The 19,128-nt window shown below is 42.2% G+C and carries 16 protein-coding genes, 1 pseudogene and 1 riboswitch; of the genes and pseudogenes, 15 read left to right on the top strand and 2 right to left on the bottom strand.

Features of this window, described 5'->3' with window-relative positions; translation table 11 throughout:
* Positions 1 to 154 precede the first annotated feature (154 nt).
* On the top strand, positions 155 to 1,171 hold the full coding sequence (locus QNN06_RS20785) for an NADP-dependent oxidoreductase (protein WP_213118943.1): 1,017 nt from the start codon (positions 155 to 157) through the stop codon (positions 1,169 to 1,171).
* Between the two features lie 157 nt (positions 1,172 to 1,328).
* On the top strand, positions 1,329 to 1,997 hold the full coding sequence (locus QNN06_RS20780) for a phosphatase PAP2 family protein (protein ID WP_213118944.1): 669 nt from the start codon (positions 1,329 to 1,331) through the stop codon (positions 1,995 to 1,997).
* Positions 1,998 to 2,026: 29 nt separating this feature from the next.
* Here the strand turns inward: QNN06_RS20780 and QNN06_RS20775 are convergent, their stop codons facing one another.
* The gene (locus QNN06_RS20775; RefSeq protein WP_284035883.1) at positions 2,027 to 3,358 is read right to left on the bottom strand and encodes a solute carrier family 23 protein; all 1,332 of its coding nucleotides are present in this window, start codon (positions 3,356 to 3,358) and stop codon (positions 2,027 to 2,029) included.
* Between the two features lie 182 nt (positions 3,359 to 3,540).
* Between QNN06_RS20775 and QNN06_RS20770 the strand changes: the two genes are divergently transcribed.
* The 12 genes and pseudogenes from QNN06_RS20770 (at position 3,541) to QNN06_RS20710 (ending at position 15,800) form a co-directional block, all read left to right on the top strand.
* Entirely contained in the window at positions 3,541 to 4,518 is a 978-nt protein-coding gene (locus QNN06_RS20770) for an aromatic ring-hydroxylating oxygenase subunit alpha (protein WP_213119742.1), read from the top strand.
* Between the two features lie 128 nt (positions 4,519 to 4,646).
* Positions 4,647 to 5,546, top strand: coding sequence for a formyltetrahydrofolate deformylase (gene purU, locus QNN06_RS20765; RefSeq protein WP_217036031.1), 900 nt, complete (start codon positions 4,647 to 4,649; stop codon positions 5,544 to 5,546).
* Between the two features lie 109 nt (positions 5,547 to 5,655).
* Positions 5,656 to 5,793, top strand: a complete 138-nt coding sequence (locus QNN06_RS20760; protein ID WP_213118947.1) for a hypothetical protein — start codon at positions 5,656 to 5,658, stop codon at positions 5,791 to 5,793.
* A 35-nt stretch (positions 5,794 to 5,828) separates the two neighbouring features.
* The gene (locus QNN06_RS20755) at positions 5,829 to 5,975 is read left to right on the top strand and encodes a hypothetical protein (RefSeq protein ID WP_284035882.1); all 147 of its coding nucleotides are present in this window, start codon (positions 5,829 to 5,831) and stop codon (positions 5,973 to 5,975) included.
* 126 nt (positions 5,976 to 6,101) lie between these two features.
* A complete protein-coding gene (locus QNN06_RS20750) occupies positions 6,102 to 7,103 on the top strand; it encodes an LLM class flavin-dependent oxidoreductase (protein ID WP_213118949.1) in 1,002 nt (333 codons plus the stop codon).
* Positions 7,104 to 7,342: 239 nt separating this feature from the next.
* Positions 7,343 to 7,876 (top strand): cysteine hydrolase family protein, encoded by a 534-nt coding sequence (locus tag QNN06_RS20745; protein WP_284035881.1) that lies wholly within the window; start codon positions 7,343 to 7,345, stop codon positions 7,874 to 7,876.
* A 278-nt stretch (positions 7,877 to 8,154) separates the two neighbouring features.
* Positions 8,155 to 8,607 (top strand): OsmC family protein, encoded by a 453-nt coding sequence (locus tag QNN06_RS20740; protein WP_213118951.1) that lies wholly within the window; start codon positions 8,155 to 8,157, stop codon positions 8,605 to 8,607.
* Between the two features lie 86 nt (positions 8,608 to 8,693).
* Positions 8,694 to 8,894: riboswitch (cobalamin riboswitch) on the top strand.
* Positions 8,895 to 9,030: 136 nt separating this feature from the next.
* Entirely contained in the window at positions 9,031 to 11,319 is a 2,289-nt protein-coding gene (locus QNN06_RS20735) for a ribonucleoside-diphosphate reductase subunit alpha (RefSeq protein WP_213118952.1), read from the top strand.
* Between the two features lie 11 nt (positions 11,320 to 11,330).
* Positions 11,331 to 12,368 (top strand): ribonucleotide-diphosphate reductase subunit beta, encoded by a 1,038-nt coding sequence (locus QNN06_RS20730; protein ID WP_213118953.1) that lies wholly within the window; start codon positions 11,331 to 11,333, stop codon positions 12,366 to 12,368.
* The gene (locus QNN06_RS20725) at positions 12,365 to 12,820 is read left to right on the top strand and encodes a flavodoxin domain-containing protein (protein ID WP_213118954.1); all 456 of its coding nucleotides are present in this window, start codon (positions 12,365 to 12,367) and stop codon (positions 12,818 to 12,820) included. The genes QNN06_RS20730 and QNN06_RS20725 overlap by 4 nt, the downstream gene beginning before the upstream one ends.
* Positions 12,821 to 12,979: 159 nt before the next feature.
* Positions 12,980 to 14,688, top strand: a pseudogene (locus QNN06_RS20720) (bifunctional metallophosphatase/5'-nucleotidase).
* Between the two features lie 197 nt (positions 14,689 to 14,885).
* A complete protein-coding gene (locus QNN06_RS20710; RefSeq protein ID WP_254124751.1) occupies positions 14,886 to 15,800 on the top strand; it encodes a DMT family transporter in 915 nt (304 codons plus the stop codon).
* Between the two features lie 138 nt (positions 15,801 to 15,938).
* Here QNN06_RS20710 and QNN06_RS20705 read toward each other — a convergent pair whose 3' ends face one another.
* Positions 15,939 to 17,261 carry a M14 family zinc carboxypeptidase gene (locus QNN06_RS20705; RefSeq protein ID WP_284035878.1) on the bottom strand — a complete coding sequence of 441 codons (1,323 nt, stop codon included), beginning with the start codon at positions 17,259 to 17,261 and terminating at the stop codon, positions 15,939 to 15,941.
* Between the two features lie 528 nt (positions 17,262 to 17,789).
* Here QNN06_RS20705 and QNN06_RS20700 point away from each other — a divergent pair.
* Positions 17,790 to 19,076: a Zn-dependent hydrolase gene (locus QNN06_RS20700; protein WP_217036040.1), complete on the top strand. Its 1,287-nt coding sequence runs from the start codon at positions 17,790 to 17,792 to the stop codon at positions 19,074 to 19,076.
* Positions 19,077 to 19,128 lie beyond the last annotated feature (52 nt).

Raw genomic sequence — 19,128 nt, 5'->3', positions numbered from 1 at the left:
ATGAATGTTGCTGAAAAAGTAAGAAAAATAAGAAAAATTGAAGGTATACGCTCATTAATTTCGTGTTCTGGCAGGAGATTAGCCGTAAAAGTAGAACATTATAATCAAACACCTAGAATTGCTTCTTGGAGTAGATAAAACAGGGAGTGGTTAGATGTCAAACCTTTTGAACAGAAAAATTTTATTGGCAAGCAGGCCAGTAGGAATGCCAGATGAAAGTAATTTTGAATTTATTGAGGAGAATGTTCCAGAACTTCAGGATGGTGAAGTATTGATTCGTTCTCTGTATTTGTCTGTAGACCCTTATATGAGGGGCCGGATGTCGGCTGCCAAATCTTATGCCAAGCCATATGAAGTCGGTCAGCCATTTAAAGGTGGGGTAGTTGGAAAAGTAGTCGAATCGAAAAATTCTCGGTTTGAAGCGGGCCAGTATGTAGACGGACTACTTGAATGGGCTGAATATAACGTTTCTGATGGAAGCGGCCTTCGCAGACTTAATCCAGAAATGGCACCTGTGACCACGGCACTTCATGTGCTCGGAATGCCTGGCTTGACCGCATATTTTGGATTGCTATACATAGGGGAGCCGAAGGAAGGGGAAACGGTTGTCGTTTCAGGTGCATCTGGAGCGGTCGGCACTGTTGTTGGTCAAATCGCTAAACTGAAAGGCTGCCGGGTTGTCGGGATTGCCGGCGGCGATGATAAATGCGCTTATTTGACTGAGGAACTAGGTTTTGATGCGGCAATTAACTACAAAGCAGAGGAGAACCTGCGTAAAGCATTGAAAGAAGCCTGTCCTAACGGTGTTGATGTTTATTTCGACAATGTTGGCGGTCATGTAAGCGATGCGGTGATGTCCTTAATTAATTTCCAGTCCAGGACTGCTATTTGCGGACAAATCTCCCAGTATAATGCGGATAAACCGCCTGTCGGTCCAAGGGTTGCCGGTCAGCTGTTGACAACCAGTTCCTTGATGAAAGGCTTTATTGTTTCTGACTATGCACAGCACAACAAGGAATGCTTAGCACAGCTAGCCCAGTGGGTAAGGGAAGGAAAAATCAAATACCGCGAAACCATCGTTGAAGGCTTTGACAACACCATCGATGCCTTCCTAGGACTTTTCCGCGGTGACAACATTGGTAAACAGCTGGTGAAAGTAGCGGAGGAATAATGAAGAAAAGAAGTGTCCCTTTGGGGCACTTTTTGTATTTTGCCCTGAGCGAGAGTGTATTAGAGGTAAAAAACAAGTTGCCTATTTTTCCGAAACTTTATGATATAAACAGAAATAGGGTAAAATAAAGGAAATTTTATCTGTGAGGTTACCAGTAATGAACTTGAAGTTTCAGCTAACACGTGCATTCATCCTAAGCGTCATCTCCCTTGCGGCCTTTGCTTTGATGGCTACGCTTATCGAGGCTCATAAGATTGTCCAATTTGATAGCACCATAATAAGTTCAGTACAAGGTCTTGAGTCACCTGCGTTAACAGCCATCATGAAATTTTTCACCTTCATCGGGTCGACAAAAATAGTGGTGATTCTCAGCCTCCTTATTATCTTCTTTCTCTATAAGGTGCTGCACCATCGGCTAGAACTGATATTATTCATTGCTGTGATAGCGGGAACCCCGATTATCAATTCAATATTAAAATCAATCTTTCACCGAGCACGGCCCGAATTCCATCGCTTGATAGAAATCGGCGGCTATAGTTTTCCGAGCGGACATGCGATGAATGCATTTTCTGTATATGGAATACTTGCCTTCCTGCTTTGGAGACATATTGCTACCCGAACAGGCCGCATACTGTTAATTATTTTTAGTACCATCATGATTTTGATGATTGGGATCAGTCGTATTTATTTGGGTGTTCATTACCCAAGTGATATTATTGGCGGGTATTTTGCAAGTGGATTTTGGATGGCTACAGCCATTTGGTTTTTCCAATGGTATGTAGAAAGGCGGCCACAATTAAAAGGCAGACAGTTGAAAAGGACGTAAAAAAACGGGTGGCGCTCCACCCGTTTTTTTTATGCAACAACCTCAGTCGTTTTGCTCTTTTCCGTCTTTTCCTCAGGAATCAAAAGGTTCAAAAGAAGTGTCGCCAACGCCCCAACTGTCATGCTAGAAGAAAGGATATAGTTGACCCAGTCAGGTGCGCCCGCTAATGCCTCTTTAGGCAAGATTGTTACTGCAATGGTTAAAAGGATAGGGATACCGATAATCATCATATTTCGATCGTTGATGATAATTGGCTGAATCACCTTCATGCCATTGGTCACAATTGCCACGCAGACAATTCCGAAAATTCCATTGATTACTGCTTCAGGGATACAAGTAATTACTGTTGAAAGCTTTGGAACTAGACCAAGGCAGATTAGGATTCCGCCGCCCGTCATGATCGCCATTCTGCTTGCTACACCAGTAATTGCCAATAATCCTGCATTAGAAGAATAACCTGTCATCGGTGTGCTGCCAAACAAGGATCCGATAAAGCAGCCAAGGCCTTCACCAAAGGAAGCACGGTTAAGGCGTTTTTCATCCAATTCCTGTCCAGTAACAGTGGATACTACAAACCAAGTTCCAGTTGTTTCAATTAGAATAATGAAATAAACAAAAGCAACAGTAATAATAGCGCTAAGATCAAAGACTGGCTTTCCAAACGGGAAAAAGGAAGGGAGTGAGAACCATGCTGCTTCCTTCACCGGTGAAAAATCTACCTGCCCAAAAATGGCGGCAGCAATCGTACCAATAGCGATTGCTAGTAAAACGGAAACGAGACGGAAAAAGGTTCCAATTCCGTGCATTTTACGACCCAATAGCATGCAAATGACAAGTACCCCTGCTGAAATCGCTGCAATTAGAATGTTCGTGCCAATTTTTCCTTCGGCATGATAGATGCTGTTCATTCCCACTGGCATTAACGAAATCCCAACAATGATGATTACCGTTCCCCCTACAAGCGGCGGAATAAATTTTTTCACGGCTTTCGCAAACCATTTTAGTGGATAACCGAGAAGGGAAATAAGGATGGCACCGGGAATCAAACTTCCGGCAATGGCCCCTAATCCAAGCTTTCCGCCAATCGCAGCGATGGCGCCGATCGGAACATAAGAAGGTCCTTGGACGACAGGAAGCTTAATCCCGAAGCCTGTTTGGACGATGGTCGCTAATCCTGTTGCCAGGAAACACATTTGGATAAAGAAGGATGTGTTTTCCGTACTTAGTGAAAGTAATCCTGCGATAATGATTGGCGCAATATATAAATCCATCGCCAATACGTGCTGCATCCCTAAAATAAGGGCTTTGCCAAAACTTATTTTCTCATCTACACCCACAATAATATTATTCTGTTTTTCCAAGGATAAATCCCCCTCGTTCGTATTCAAAGGTATTTTCAAGTTGATTATAATGGATAATTCACAAATTGTACACAATAAATACGAACATTTTTTAAAGTAATGAAATTTTTATTCGTGTTTTGGTTGACCTTTTTGTTTGGAGTTTATAGAATTAAGGTAAGTTGAAAGACAGGAGGAATATAATTTTGGTAACTGATAAGGTATTGCAGGAAGATTGGCTGGTCGCTTGCCGTTCAAGTGATGTAGGGGAGAAGCCGATTCAAATTATGTTAATGGGCGAACGAATTGCCGTATTTCGGACAAGTGAAGGCGTTCATGCATTTAAAGACCTTTGCATCCACAGGGGTGCAGCTCTTTCACTTGGCGAAGTGAAAAATGACTGTCTGGTGTGTCCTTACCATGCATGGGAATATAATACGGGTGGAGAATGTGTTTCCATTCCACAATTGCCGGAAGGTCGTGCTATTCCGAAGAAAGCCAAGGCTATTAAATATGCTTGTATCGAGAAGTATGGATTCATTTGGATCAATCTTGCCGATAACACTCCGGAGCTTTTTTCCTACCCGCAAGCGGAGGCAGCAGAATACCGCAATGTTATCTGGGGACCTCAGGAGGTAGAAGCAAAGCCGCCGCGGATTATTGAAAACTTTTTAGATGTTGGCCATTTGGCAATTGTCCACGAAGGATACTTAGGAGATAACAGCCACCGGGAAATCGGTGATTACCAGGTGCATTGGGAAGAAAACCGCATCTATTCTGATGAGATTGCTATTTTTCAGCCAGACCCAGATGGTTCAGGTATCCCTAAATATGTATATTACACGTATGAGATTCTCCGACCATTCACAGTACTGTTTACGAAAAAGGATCGAGAAACAAATCAAGAAATGACGATTCTCTTAACCATTCGGCCAGTGGATGAAAATAAATCTATTGCCTATGGAATTCTTTCTTTTAACTATGACCCAGGTTTATCTGATGAAGAAATCGTCCAGTTCCAAAATTTGATCTTTGCACAGGATAAGCCAATTGTTGAAAATCAAAAGCCAGAGGAGCTGCCGCTTGATTTGCAAGTGGAGTTGTCACTTGTGTGTGACCGTATGAGCATTGCCTATCGGCAATATCTAAAGAACCTTGGCGTAGTGCTGGGGACTGCTTAAGAATAGAAAAGGGCTGCCGAACCTTAAGTCATGGTTCGGCAGCCTTTTTCTATTTGGATGGTGACAAGACCCTGCTTTGAATTGTATAATAATTCACAATAATTAAAATGAGGGTAGAGGTAGCTATCATGAATTCGTTTTTTAAAAATCAGCTAGAACAATTTCAAGAGAAAAATCAAAATCGTGGCAGACTATTAGTCAGTTGTCCGGATCAACCGGGTATTGTGGCCGCGATTTCGCAATTTTTATATTCACACAATGCCAATATTATTGAGTCCAATCAGTATTCTACTAATCCGGAGGGCGGGCGTTTTTTCATCAGAATTGAATTTGAATGCCCCACTTTAAAAGATAAAGCTCAGGAAATGAAACAGCAATTTGCAGAGATTGCTTCGAAGTTTTCAATGGAATGGAGCTTTAGACCGGTTTTTGAAGTGAAAAGAACGGCGATTTTTGTGTCAAAGGAATTGCACTGTTTGCTTGAACTCTTATGGGAATGGCAAAGCGGTGATTTGTTGACGGACATCGCTCTTGTCATCAGTAATCATGAAGAGGCTAGGGATGTGGTCGAAGGACTGAATATTCCGTTTTACTATATTCCTGCCAATAAAGACATTCGTGCGGAGGTTGAGGCCAAGCAACTGCAGCTCCTCAAAGAACATGACATTGATGTCATCGTGCTGGCCCGCTATATGCAAATTTTGACGCCAAACTTTGTGGCCGCGAATCCGAATAAAATTATCAACATCCACCATTCGTTCCTGCCAGCCTTTATTGGGGCTCGGCCATATGAACGGGCATATGGCCGCGGTGTAAAATTAATCGGGGCCACCTCCCATTATGTGACCAATGATTTGGACGAGGGGCCAATTATCGAGCAGGATATTGCCCGGGTTGACCACCGTTCGAATGTTGAGGCCCTAAAGAAAATCGGTCGTTCGATCGAGCGGAGTGTTTTAGCGCGTGCGGTCAAATGGCATTTAGATGACCGGGTTATTGTCCATGAGAATAAGACGATTGTCTTTTAATGCGAAGTTATAATTTTAAGCCATCCTGATTAGGTGGCTTTTTTGCGTTAGTCTGGAAGAATGAAGCTTTCAATTCAGTTCATAATAAGAACGTAAAGGAGTGATTTTCATGGATGAAAAATATAACACAAACAATGATGCAACGGTGGAATTAAAGAAGGCACTCAATAAAACCAAACCGCCGCAAAACCGGATGAGCGAAGCGGAGAGAAGAATGAAATATGGCGAAAAGGGAAATGAAGTTTAAACTTTCCTGAATCCTATAAAAAATAGAGGTGAAAAATGATGTCAGATAAGAATCCAATTGTGTATTCAGGAAAGGTTTTGGATCAAAGAAATACCTTGACTGGTCCAGACGATTCAGGAAAAACAGGTTATCCGAAACCTCCAAAGCATGTATCAATACAGCAGACGAATAATAACGATTAGTTTGAAGGTAAAGGGTGTCGGGATGGTTCGGCACCTTTTTCTTTTTGTATAAGCATTTAATTTTTGTTCCTAAACTGTCATTGTTACTATAGTAGTGTATCTGTTTAAAGAAAGGACTTATAAATAATGACAAATATTCATATACCAGTTTCCGTATTAAACCTTGCCCCAATTCGGGAAGGACAGGATTCGAAACAAGCGATTGATGAAATGATAGATTTAGCACAGTCAGTTGAAAAAATGGGATATAAACGCTATTGGATTGCCGAACATCACAATACCCCGACGCTGGTTAGTTCTGCAACAGCCATTTTAATAAAACATACGTTAGAACATACAAATGAAATTAGCGTGGGCTCAGGCGGGATTATGCTCCCGAATCACTCCCCTTTGGTAGTTGCTGAACAATTTGGAACAATGGCAACCATTTATCCGGGGCGGGTTGAACTTGGTCTCGGCCGCGCGCCTGGAACAGACATGATGACAGCAAATGCACTAAGACGTTCGAAAAATGATTCTGTCTTTACGTTTCCTGAAGATGTTAAAGCGTTGCAAACGTATTTTGGACCAGAAGACCAGCAAGGTTATGTGCGGGCATATCCTGGAGCAGGAACGAATATCCCTATTTATATTCTTGGTTCCTCGACGGATTCTGCTTATCTTGCTGCAAGTCTGGGTCTGCCTTATGTTTTTGCCTCCCACTTTGCGCCAAGATTTATGGAGGAGGCGATTTCGATATATCGCAGCCGATTCCAGCCGTCAGAGTATTTGGATAAACCATACATGATGGTTTGTTTAAACGTAGTTGCTGCGGAAACGGACGAAGAAGCAAGTTTCTTATCAACTACGATGCGACAATTTTCCCTAAACGTTGTTCGCGGTTCCCGCATGCCATTGCAGCCACCTGTTGAAAATATGGATCAAATTTGGACTCCAATGGAGAAGGAAATGGTGATGTCCATGTCGAGAATGACGATGTTGGGAAGTAAAGAGGCCGTCCGGGAGCAATTATCAGCATTCCAGGAAAAATATAATGTGGATGAACTTATGGCAGTGTCTTATATATATGATGTGGAAAAACAAAAACGATCGTATGAGATATTGAAGGAAATTGTGGACGGGAAATAGGTAAATGGAGGGAAGTGTCTTCTTAGAGGGTTCATGAGGACAGAACCAGTCAATAAATTTAGTAACTTGTCGTCAAAAGCCATTCAGGGAGCCACCTCAAAAAAACCGCAAATCTCTTTTGAGATATTTGCGGTTTTTTTATTATCAAATTTGTGTGAAAATTAAGGTAAATGATGTAAATGTAGTAATCGGTTGGATGTAAAAAAGACAAAAGAATTGCGAAAGGGGAATGAATTCTTATGGGAGCAGGAAAGTCAGCTTTATTGGTTATCGATGTGCAGTTAGGTCCAATTTGGGGGACCTATAAAAAGGATGAAACGGTTTCCGTGATACAAAAGATGATTGCTAAAGCAGAAAGTGAAAATGTCCCGATCGTTTATATTCAGTTTGAAGGTCCGGAGGGAGATTTGTTGGAAAGGGGGACTCAATTTTGGCAGTTTGCTTCCGGTATCACTCCGCGCGAACAGGATATCGTAATCCACAAACGGGCGGCGGATTCTTTTTATCAAACGGAATTACAAGAAGAGTTGCAAAATCGAGGTGTGACCAACCTAGTTGTGGTCGGAGTGAGAACGGAATTCTGCATTGATACGACTTGCCGTGCGGCCATATCACAAGGTTTTGATGTTACATTAGTTGAGGACGGTCATACCACTGTTGACGGATTTTATCCTGCCGAGCAAATAATAAATCACCATAATAGTACCCTAAGAGGGGTGAAAACTCCTGAATATCAGATTGCCGTTGTAAAGGCGGATGAGGTTAACTTTTAAATTAATAACTTTTTACGACGAATGTCTCGCTAAACATTACCGATTTTTCTGATTGTAGGGATTGTGGAGATGGGCTTAGGTATTTTGATCATGGCAGAGGATTCAAATCAATTGTTCCGCCGCCATCATAATCACCATACACATTGAGTGAAGAATGGAGGAGTTTTACATTAAAAAATGTAAGATTCCTTTTTGTCATTTTTTGCAGGGGTTTCGAAAATTTTGTTGAAAGGTTAATAAGGATGGTTCATAAAAAATGATAAAGGGGTATTTGCAAAATGGAAAGTTTTTACTTTAAAGTAAATGGCAGCTGGCATGGAGATCGGAATGGGAAGGGGCATATTCAGACAAACGGTGGTCTGGATATCGCTGTTTCGGCACCGGCGGATATGGAGGGTCCAGGAATCGGGTCAAATCCAGAGGAGCTGCTTATTTCTTCTTCCAATAATTGTTATATGATTACACTAGGGGCGATGCTGGGGAATCGAAAAATTGAGGTAGAAAAACTCGAGGTTGTTTCTGAGGGTGTAGTTGACAGGGAGGATGGCAAATTGAAGTTTAAACAAATTATCCATCGCCCAGTTTTTTATATTAATAGTGCCTCGGGGATCTCCCCAGAAAAATTGCTAGAGATTGCAGTCCGGGCCGAGAAAGCTTGCTTTATTTCGCAGACATTACGGCCAAGTATCGATATTTCAGTAGAGCCAAATGTTGTTGTTGATGGAAAATAATACTTGACCAAAAAATGAGCTTGTACTAATATTGATATTAGTTTTTCTATATATTGTTTTATTTGCAAAACTAAAAACTATATATTGTGTTAGCCTTAAAGGAAGACGCCGAACACGGCTTAATAGGGAATCCGGTGTGATGCCGGAACTGCCCCCGCAACTGTAAATGCTGACGAAATGAGCAAACCACTGTATAAGAAGGCTTATGAAAATAGGTGCTTATACGGGAAGGGCTCAGAGTAGAGTGATGCATAAGTCAGGAGACCTGTCTTTCTTAAGATGTTTCAACTTCTTCGGGGATTGAGAAGAGGAAACGACGGCGACAGAAAAAGAAGGCATGGTTTCGTTTTCTATTTTGTTGTTTGCTCGTTTCATCCGCTCGGATCCCCCCGAAGCGGATTTTTTATTTTTAGGGGGAAAACCATGACCACACAGGAAAAATCAGATTTACATGAAGTTTTAGAAACAATTAGGCAGGTCTCGGAGAAATATAATCTCGATACAACAGAGCTGCAAAAACAAATTAGGGAACTTGATATTTCCAAAAAAGAGGCAAATCAGCAGGCGTTATTATATGCAGTAAACCAAATTGCTATGGACCAGCCAGATTGGACTTTTATCGCTGCCCGGTTATATCTGTATGAACTCTATATAAATGCATCGGAAAACAGAGGGTATGATTCTTCATTAAAATACGGAGATTTTTACGGCTTAATTCAACATTTAACGAGAATAGGGATTTATTCTAGTGACCTATTAAATGTATATACCAAAGAGGAAATGGATGAATTAGCAGCAGATATAAACCCAGAGCGGGATGAGTTATTTAATTACATAGGGTTATTCTTATTGGCAGACCGTTACCTTGCCCGAGACCATAATCGAACCATTTTCGAACTACCGCAGGAACGTTTCATGATCATTGCCATGACAATCATGAAAAATGAGGACAAGGACCATCGATTAAAGCTTGTAAAGGAAGCCTACTGGGCACTGAGCAATTTATACATGACCGTTGCCACTCCTACCTTGGCGAATGCCGGAAAAAGCTTTGGCCAGCTTTCATCCTGCTTCATTGATACGGTGGACGATTCCCTTGATGGCATCTATTTAAACAATTGGGATATTGCCAGGTTAAGCAAAGATGGCGGTGGGATTGGGATTTACTTTGGAAAAGTCCGGGCACTGGGTTCTGATATTAAGAAATTCAAGGGAAATTCCTCTGGTGTTGTACCATGGATCAAACTAGTTAATGACACCGCAGTAAGTGTTGATCAATTAGGGCAGCGTCAGGGGGCGATTTCCGTTTATTTGGATTTATTCCATAAGGACTTGATGAACGGATTCCTGGATTTGAAAACGAACAACGGGGACGAACGCCGGAAAGCACATGATATTTTTACAGGTGTCTGCGTGCCCGATCTTTTTATGGAAAAACTGCAAGAGACCGATGGGACTGGCAGAAGCAGCGGCGAGTGGCATACCTTTTGTCCCCATCAAGTGAAGCAGGTGATGGGCTGGAAGGATGCCGATGGAAATCCACTTGGACTAGAGGATTTTTACGATGAAATTGACCGGAGATACTTTACGGAGAAATATAAAGAGGCTGTTAACCATCCTTTATTGCCGCGAAAAACGTATAGGGCTATGGATATTATGGCGCGAATCATGATGGTGCAATTGGAAACGGGCACGCCATATATGTTTTATCGGGATGAAGTCAACCGGCAAAATCCTAATAAACATCTATTAGGAAAGGGCCGCACCTCGATATTCTGCAGCAACCTTTGTACGGAAATCACGCAAAATATGTCGGCGACGAAAATTGTTAACGAATACCAGGATCAGGATGGAAATGCAGTTATTGTTCGTAAACCTGGAGATTTCGTGGTGTGTAATCTATCATCTATCAATCTAGCAAAAGCGGTGCCGGCTAAGGTAATGGAGCGTTTGGTCCGTATCCAGGTCAGAATGCTGGATAATGTCATTGATTTAAATACCATTTCGGTAGGACAGGCGCAGATGACGAATCAAAAATTCCGGGCTATCGGTCTCGGTACGTTTGGTTGGCATCATCTTTTAGCGCTGAAGGGGATCCACTGGGAATCTGATTCGGCCGTTGAATTTGCGGATGAGCTTTATGAGGAGATAGCCTATTATACCATCCGTTCCTCAATGGAATTGGCCCGAGAGAAGGGAGCCTACAGCAAGTTCCTTGGTTCGGAGTGGCAGACAGGCGAGTATTTTGTCCGGAAAAAGTATCGGTCTGATAGGTGGCTGGAGTTAAAAAGGGAGGTCGCACAATACGGTCTCCGGAATGGCTGGCTAATGGCTATCGCACCAAATTCATCAACGGCCAAGATTGGTGGTTCAACCGATGGAATTGACCCAATTTACTCTGTCGAATACGCGGAGGAAAAGAAAAACTTTAAATTTAAAGTAACAGCACCAGATTTGAACCATCGAACGTATATCTATTACCGCCGGGCAAGGCACGAGCTCGATCAGCAGTGGAGCATTCAACAAAATGCTGCCCGCGCTCGCCATATTGACCAGGCGATTAGCTTTAATCTTTATGTCCGGCATGATATCAAGGCGAAAGAACTGTTGAACCTGCATCTAGAAGCGTGGCGGCAGGGTTTAAAGACGACGTACTATGTTAGAAGCACATCGCAAACGGAAATCGAGGAATGCGAAGCTTGCCATAGCTGATAGGAGGAACCATGAACCTTTTGAAAAAAATAAAACTGCTGAACCCGGAGTTTCCAAATAAATCAACAGGTATTATCAACGGGCAGTCATCGGGGCTGCTCAATTGGAACGATATTGCCTATCCGCAGATGTACGATTTGTATCAAACGTTATTGTCAAATTTTTGGAAGGCGCAAGAGATTAATATGCAGGATGACATAAAACAGTGGGACCTGCTTAGTGACATTGAAAAAGATGTATTTTTGCGAATCAATACCCAGCTTGCATCGCTGGACAGCCTGCAAACACCGACGATGACACAAGTAATGGATTATGTGACCGATTCCAGCTTTAAAGCGATTTTTGCAGTGATTGCCCAACAGGAGGCGGTCCATAATGAATCCTACTCATATATACTGAGCTCCCTTGTGCCGTTAAGTGAACAAAATGAGCGGTTTAATCAAGCGAAAAGTGACCAGATTGTACAAAAACGGAACCAACTGATTTTAGATGCATATGAACGATTTCGCGAAAAGCCCACAGCGCAACATTTATTTGAATTAGGTGTAAACTCAATTAACCTCGAGGGGATCTATTTTTATGCGGGCTTTGCCTTTTTCTATCATCTTGCTCGGGAGCAGAAAATGCTGAAAACCAGTACGATGATCAGCTATATCCAGCGGGATGAAATGCAGCATGCGTACTTCATGGCCCAATTTATACGGATTTTGTTAACAGAGAATCCAGAGCTGTACACTCAGGAGAATCTGGATTATGTATATCAGACCATTGGACAAGCCGTTGAACTGGAAAAGGAATGGGCGTCCTTTATCTTAAAGGAAATTGACGGTATCGATTTAAGAGAGTATGAGGAATATACAGAATATCTTGCCAATAAGCGCCTTCGACAGCTTGGATTGCAGAATTTATATAAGGAAAGGAACAATCCGATGCCTTGGATTCATGTGTTTAGTGATGAAATGCTGAACGGAACAAAATCCGATTTCTTCGAGCAGAAGCCGCGGACCTATTCTAAGGTCACCCAATCAAATGGGTTCGATGAGTTATGAAAATAGCCATCGTCTATGCATCAAAAACAGGGAATACGGAGGAGTTAGCCTATTTGCTGTGGAGTTTATTTTTACAGAAAAATAGAGATACAGCCCTGTTTCGTGTCGACCAATTTCCAGTTTGGGAATTAGCGGGGTTTGATGCAGTCGTGGTTGGAACCTATACGTGGGGAAATGGGGAAATCCCATACGAAATGATGGAACTGTACCGCGCTTTTGAAACTTTGGAGGTCAGCAGCATGATTACGGGGGCGGCAGGAACTGGCGACAGCGGGTACCCAAGATATTGCGGGGCAGTTGATGAATTTAGGGATATGCTTTATGTTCAGACTAACTTGGCGGCCACTCTTAAAATTGAAGTGATTCCGCAGGCAAAGGACTTAGAGCGATGCAAGAAGTTTGTGGATGCCATTGTGCAACGAATCAACCAAAGAATTGCTTTGGGTTCGTAACTAAAGAAATGCGAGAATTTAAAAATAGTTCTCGCATTTTTGGATTTAATTTCAGTCATATCCGCAAAAGGAGGGAAATCCCTAGAAAAATTTGCTAAAATAGAAATGACGTATGTATTCATACACCAGGTGAAAATTTAAATGTAAAGAGGGGATTGGATGAAAGTTCAAAAAACGCTTTACCGCAAGTTTTTCTCGGTATTAACTGCCGCCGCCATGATGACAACCGCCACTGCTGCTCTTGCAGCCCCTAAAGAACTTCCCGTACCGCCGGCAAAAGCACAAGCTAATGCCTCCTATGAATCTGCTCTACATAATAAAGACAAAAGCAGCTATACGTTGACTATCATGCACACCAATGATACCCATGCACATTTAGACAATATTGCAAGAAGGATAACCGCTATTAAACAAGTGCGCGAAGCACATCCAAGTTCACTTTTATTGGATGCAGGGGATGTTTTTAGCGGGACACTTTATTTTAACAAGTATGAGGGTCTGGCGGATCTAGAGTTTATGAATCTTGCGGGCTATGACGCGATGACATTTGGCAACCATGAATTTGACAAAGGGACAGCCACCTTGGCGAATTTTGTGAAAGGGGCGGGATTTCCATTTGTCAGCGCCAATGTCGACTTCAAGAAAGATGGAAATATCAACCGGTATTTTAATGATGAAATAAAAAACAATCCCAAGCACAATGGGGAAATTTACAATGGCATAATTAAAAAGGTAAACGGCGAGAGAATTGGGATTTTTGGATTGACGACTGCCGAAACCGTGGACATCTCCAGCCCAGGCCCTGATGTGGTTTTTCAAAATTATCTAGAAGAAGCAAAACAAGCAGTCAAATCGTTCAAAGAAAAAGGCGTCAACAAAATTATAGCGCTGACTCATATCGGATACGATGATGGCGGCGGGGATAACGACCTCACTTTAGCAAAGGAAGTTGACGGGATTGACATCATCGTCGGCGGCCATACCCATACTAAACTGGACCAACCGGTAATGGTAGAAGCCGGCAAGGAACCGACGGTCATTGTCCAGGCCAATGAATACAGCAAATTTTTGGGTACATTGGATGTTCAATTTGATAAAAATGGAAAAGTTGTTAGCTTTGGGGGCAAGCTAATTGACCTTGATCAACAAGTGAACAACGCTTATGTCATCCCTAATGATCCGGTGGCCGCACAAATACTCGAAACGAAATACAAACCAGCTGTAGTAGAAATGCAAAATACCGTGATTGGAAAAACAACCGTTGACTTAATCGGCGGCAATCCGCCTGCACGAACTGGTGAAACCAATCTAGGTAACCTGATTACCGATGGTATGCTGGCAAAAGCAAAAACAATCAATCCGGATACCGTTATTGCTTTCCAAAATGGCGGCGGAATCCGGACCTCAGTGCTGGCAGGGGTATTACCTTAGCAAAGGTTCTCGAAATCATGCCGTTTGGAAATTCGCTGGGCATCATGAAATTAACGGGTGCAGAAATTAAAGAGGCTCTGGAAATAAGCGTAAAGGACGCACCGAAAGCATTTGGCGGGTTCCTGCAAGTATCCGGTATAAAATTTACCTATAACAGCAATCAAGTAGTCGGGCAAAGGGTGAAATCAGTAGAGGTAAAAGAAGATGGTGTTAATTATGTACCTCTTGTTGATAGTAAAACATACGTAGTTGCAACGAACACCTTCACTGCAAAAGGCGGAGACGGTTTTACCGTATTCGCGAAAGCGTACAGTGAAGGCCGTGTTAGCGAGCCGGGATATGTAGACTGGGAAACCTTTACTGAATATGTTACCGCCCAAGAAGGAAAAACAGTGAGTCCAAGTTTGGAAGGACGCATCGTAAATCTGGCAAATTAATCGCCGGAGAATATGAAGGCTATACAGAAAACCGAACAATTAAGGTATAAAGTTGGGAATTTTACTTATGGTAAGATTCCCTTTTTTAATGTAAAAATATAGAATTCTAGCAATAAAAATACGTTTCGTGTTACGAAACACCATGCTATAATGGATAACATGATTATAGTAAATTGGAAAGGTTCGTGTACACCCTTATGAATGTCGGCCAAAATAAAGCTTTTATCAGCTTGTTTTTAGTCTCTGTCTTTTGGGGCTGTAATTATCCCATTAGCGCTTATTTACTTCAAGGGTTTTCCCCAGTATTCTTATCAACGGTCCGGATTTGCATTACATCCCTTTTTCTCATCATTGTCGCGCTCTTTTATAAGGGTATAAAGCGCCCAACAAGCTCGGAATGGAGATATCTTGTTGGTGTTGGAATTTTTGGTACGCTTTTAAACCAGACGTTTTATTTTACCGGTCTGAAACATACCACACCGGCCAATGCGTCATTAATCATTTCGCTGGCACCAATTGCGACAATTATCCTCGAACGGTTTATTTTTAAGGTGAAATTAACAGCTAAAAAATCTTTAGGGGCTATGATCAGTTTGATTGGTGTTTTTTCAATTATTGGGGTTGCCGGAGGTACACTCGGAATCTCTTGGGGAGATTTTAATATTTTTATAGCAATGCTTTGTTTGTCGATCAGTATTTTATTTATCCGTGGTTTATCCCAAACTATGCCATCTTTTGTGGTTACAGTTTACGCAACTGTTTTAGGGAGTGTCCTGATGATTCCTGCAGCCGGGGTGGAAGGATTGGTGAGCGGGACTGCCATCAGTCATTCTGTCTTCATGTGGTTGTTGCTAATTTTTGCTGCGATTTTTGCACAAGGAATGGCCGGTTTTTGGTGGAATAGCGGGGTGGCCAAGGTGGGGGCAGGAACGGCATCCATGTTCATGAATGTTCAACCGTTTGTCGCCATTCTTGCTTCGCATTTTATATTGGGGAATCGGATTATGCTGTCGCAAATTTTAGGGGGCATATTAGTACTGATGGGGGTTTATATCGCCAACATGCCTAGTGTCAAACCAATCATGGCGGTTGATTCGAAGAAAGGCATTTAAATATAGTGTAATTTTAATATGGTAGTAAACAATAGAGAATGATCTTTTTTTGGGATTAATTTTAAAAGGAAAAACCGCAGATTCACAGTGAACTGATCTGCGGTTTTTTCTCATTTTTCCAGAGATTAATAGAAATGATTAGAACGCCATATCATTATCCCTGGTTGTTGGGTCACTAATTCTGTTCGAGGATTCCGGAACATCGTCATAAATTTTAGTGTCAACATTGTTTATAGAACCGTCTGCTAGCCCTTTAAAGACCTCATATAATGGCGCTTTTACGGTTTCCTTCAACATCCCGGACTGCTTTTGTCCAAGAGTTTGGCTCTGGCCTTTAAGTTCAATCAACATAATCGCAGTGTCATTTAAAGCGAATGCCCCTAGAGCCGTTCCAGGCAAGTTTACATCCGGATATTTTTGAATGGCTCCAAAATGGGAAAAGCCACGTTGCAATGCCAGATAAGAAAGGGCATTTACCTGCTTGCCCAGCTTCAGGACATCTTCGTCCACTTCATAGTGTTTCCCTGAGAAAGGATCTGTATATGGATCAGCTACCACTGCCGCAATTTGCACCGGAACGGAACGCTTATCTTCATCGGAAACAGTATTGAAACCGCGGTGATGAACATCAACGTATACATCTGGTTTAAACTCTTTAAAGACGGAGGAAACAGTTCGGGCCTCAGCGGTGACAAAAAATCCTCCATTGTTGCTGTTATTTGTTGCCTTGCTGTTTAAAAACTTGGTGAACTCGGCCGGGTCTTGATTTTCAACTCTAAAATCTAAATTTGGATTGTAGTCACGGTTTTGATCATAACCTGGAATACCGTATACTACTGTACCATTATTATTCTGGGCCCGTTCACTGCCTAGAGCATTGTAGTACCAAGGTGCTTTTGTATCGGATGGCAGGCCTGTTTTTTCTGGGAGCCACGTTTGATGGGTGTAGCGGGTCGGATACCATTTTCCTTCAAATTGGTTATCGGCACCTTCCGGGTTGATCCGTGGCATAATCCAAATGGAGACCTTATCTAGTATTTCATTTACTTCCTTGGCGTTGCTTGATAGTCTTTGGATAATATCAATCGCTGCTTCGGTTCCGATTTGTTCGTTGCCGTGAATTTGCGTGGTGATAAGAATTCGTTTCTTACTTGGGTCTGAGTCCCCAAATTTCACCACATACAATGGATAGCCTTTTTCAGTCTCTGTTTGGTAGCCATCTGGTGCCAAATTGGAGTATCCGGCAATTTCTAGCTTCATTTTTCCTTTCGAGGATGCTTCCAATTTTTGAAGAGTTTTTGCCAGTTCTTCATTGGACATGTAACTTGAGAGTGAGATGTTTTGCTCATTTTCAACATATGGTCCGTTTGGATTGGATTGCGGCTCTGCAAGGGCGGTAGAAGACACCGCCATGGTAAGAGCCATTGCAGTCGGAACGACCAACTTTGTAAATTTTCTCATTCAACACTTCCCCCTAATAATTATGTAATCCCGGATTTTTCATTTATATTTAACAAATCTTTCGGGACTCTAATAAGATAATAATAGAAAATGAACTGGAAGTTTAGGGAAAAGTTAGTAAATTTGGAAAATTGAATCTTTTGTTCTAAATAAAATAATAGAGGGATTCTATCGAACTATGTTTTGTTAGGTGAAGGATAGGAGTTTTGCTTTATTTTAAAAAATGCATATTTTAGGGTGTTACTGATTCGATCAGGCAAGACTCAAAATGAGCCATTATGAGGAGTTTGTCCTTCCCATCGACCGTTTAGGTCTTTTTTTATGTTTATCATATCCACAAAAATTTTGGTAAAATTTAAGAGAGTTATACATAAAGTGGATATTGTGATTGGGATATTTGGAAGTCCCTCCGGAGGATTAGCTGTTTTCAAAAAGGGTGCTATGGCACCTCTTCCAACGCTTAACGATGTAAAGGAAACCCTAGGAAGATAGTGGGGACCAATAAGAAATATGTATAGGAGGGTTTGTATGTCAAAAGAAAACCTTATATCAAAACTTTTAAAAGACTATGATTCCGCGCTTAATCACTCGGGTGTAAATGGGGAACGATTAGGGCATAGATTGGCCATGCTTTCGGAAATTGGTGCTACTGCTGACGGTGGCGTCAATCGCCCTGGTTTTTCGGCAGAGGAAAAGCTAGCAAAAGAACAAGTGAAAGTATGGATGAAAGACGCCGGTTTAAAGGTTTGGGAGGACGGGGCAGGCAATGTATTCGGAAGGTTATCGGGATTAGCCGATTCTATACCAGCAGTTGCTTCAGGTTCCCATGTTGATAGTGTACCTAATGGCGGGAATTTTGACGGCCCACTGGGCGTATTAGCTGCTCTTGAGGTGGTTGAGGCGTGGAAGTACACGGGATATCGTCCGCAGCGTCCATTTGAAGTTGTCATTTTTTCAGATGAAGAGGGAGCTCGGTTTAATGGCAGTTTAACAGGAAGTATGAGCTTGATGGGAACGATTGATCTCGAAAAACAGCTTCAATTGACTGATTTTAATGGGGATTCATTTGAAGAGGTACTTGAAAAATACGGGACAAGTCTCGACGACTTGAAAAAGGCTTCAAGCCACAAGAAGGACATTGGATTATTTGTTGAGGTACATATTGAACAAGGAAAGCGACTTGAAAAGGCGGGGCTCCCTGTTGGCATTGTTAGCGGAATAGCCGGGCCGTGCTGGCTAGAAATTATTTTTTCAGGTAAAGCGGGCCACGCCGGAAATACACCGATGAATGACCGGAAGGACGCGCTAGTTGCTGCAGGTGAATTTGTGGTTGCGGTGGAGACATTACCCGAAAAAGTAAGCTCTACTGCTGTTGCAACGGTTGGTAAGCTTTCTGTTCATCCAAATGGGGTAAACGTCATCCCAGGAGAGGTCTCCTTGTTTGCTGATATCCGGGATATTTATGAGAATACCCGTGATGAACTCGTCTCGCTTGTTACGGAAAAAGCAAATTCCATTGCTCAAACACGAGGGATGGAGGTATCGATTAAGGTAAACACTTCTGTCAAGCCTGTACCGATTGATGAAAGTATTCAAAAGAAGCTGGAAAAAGCATTTCTAGAAAATCAAATTGAGCCAATGAGATTACCAAGCGGTGCCGGACATGATTCGATGGTTTTAGGAGAGGAGATCCCAGTCGGCATGATTTTTGTAAGAAGCAAGGACGGAATCAGCCACAATCCAAAAGAATGGTCCTCCCTAAACGATTGCGTAATATCAGTACATGTACTAAAAAGCTTTATTGAAAGCTTGTGAAACGCTGGGACGGTTCTTTTGTTTCTGAAGCAGAAGAACCGTCCCTATGAAG

The sequence above is a fragment of the Neobacillus sp. 114 genome (assembly GCF_030127045.1).
In the GTDB taxonomy this organism is placed as follows: domain Bacteria; phylum Bacillota; class Bacilli; order Bacillales; family Cytobacillaceae; genus Neobacillus; species Neobacillus rhizophilus.
Note: the sequence above shows the minus strand (reverse complement) of the source record. Positions and strands in the feature narration are given on the sequence as shown.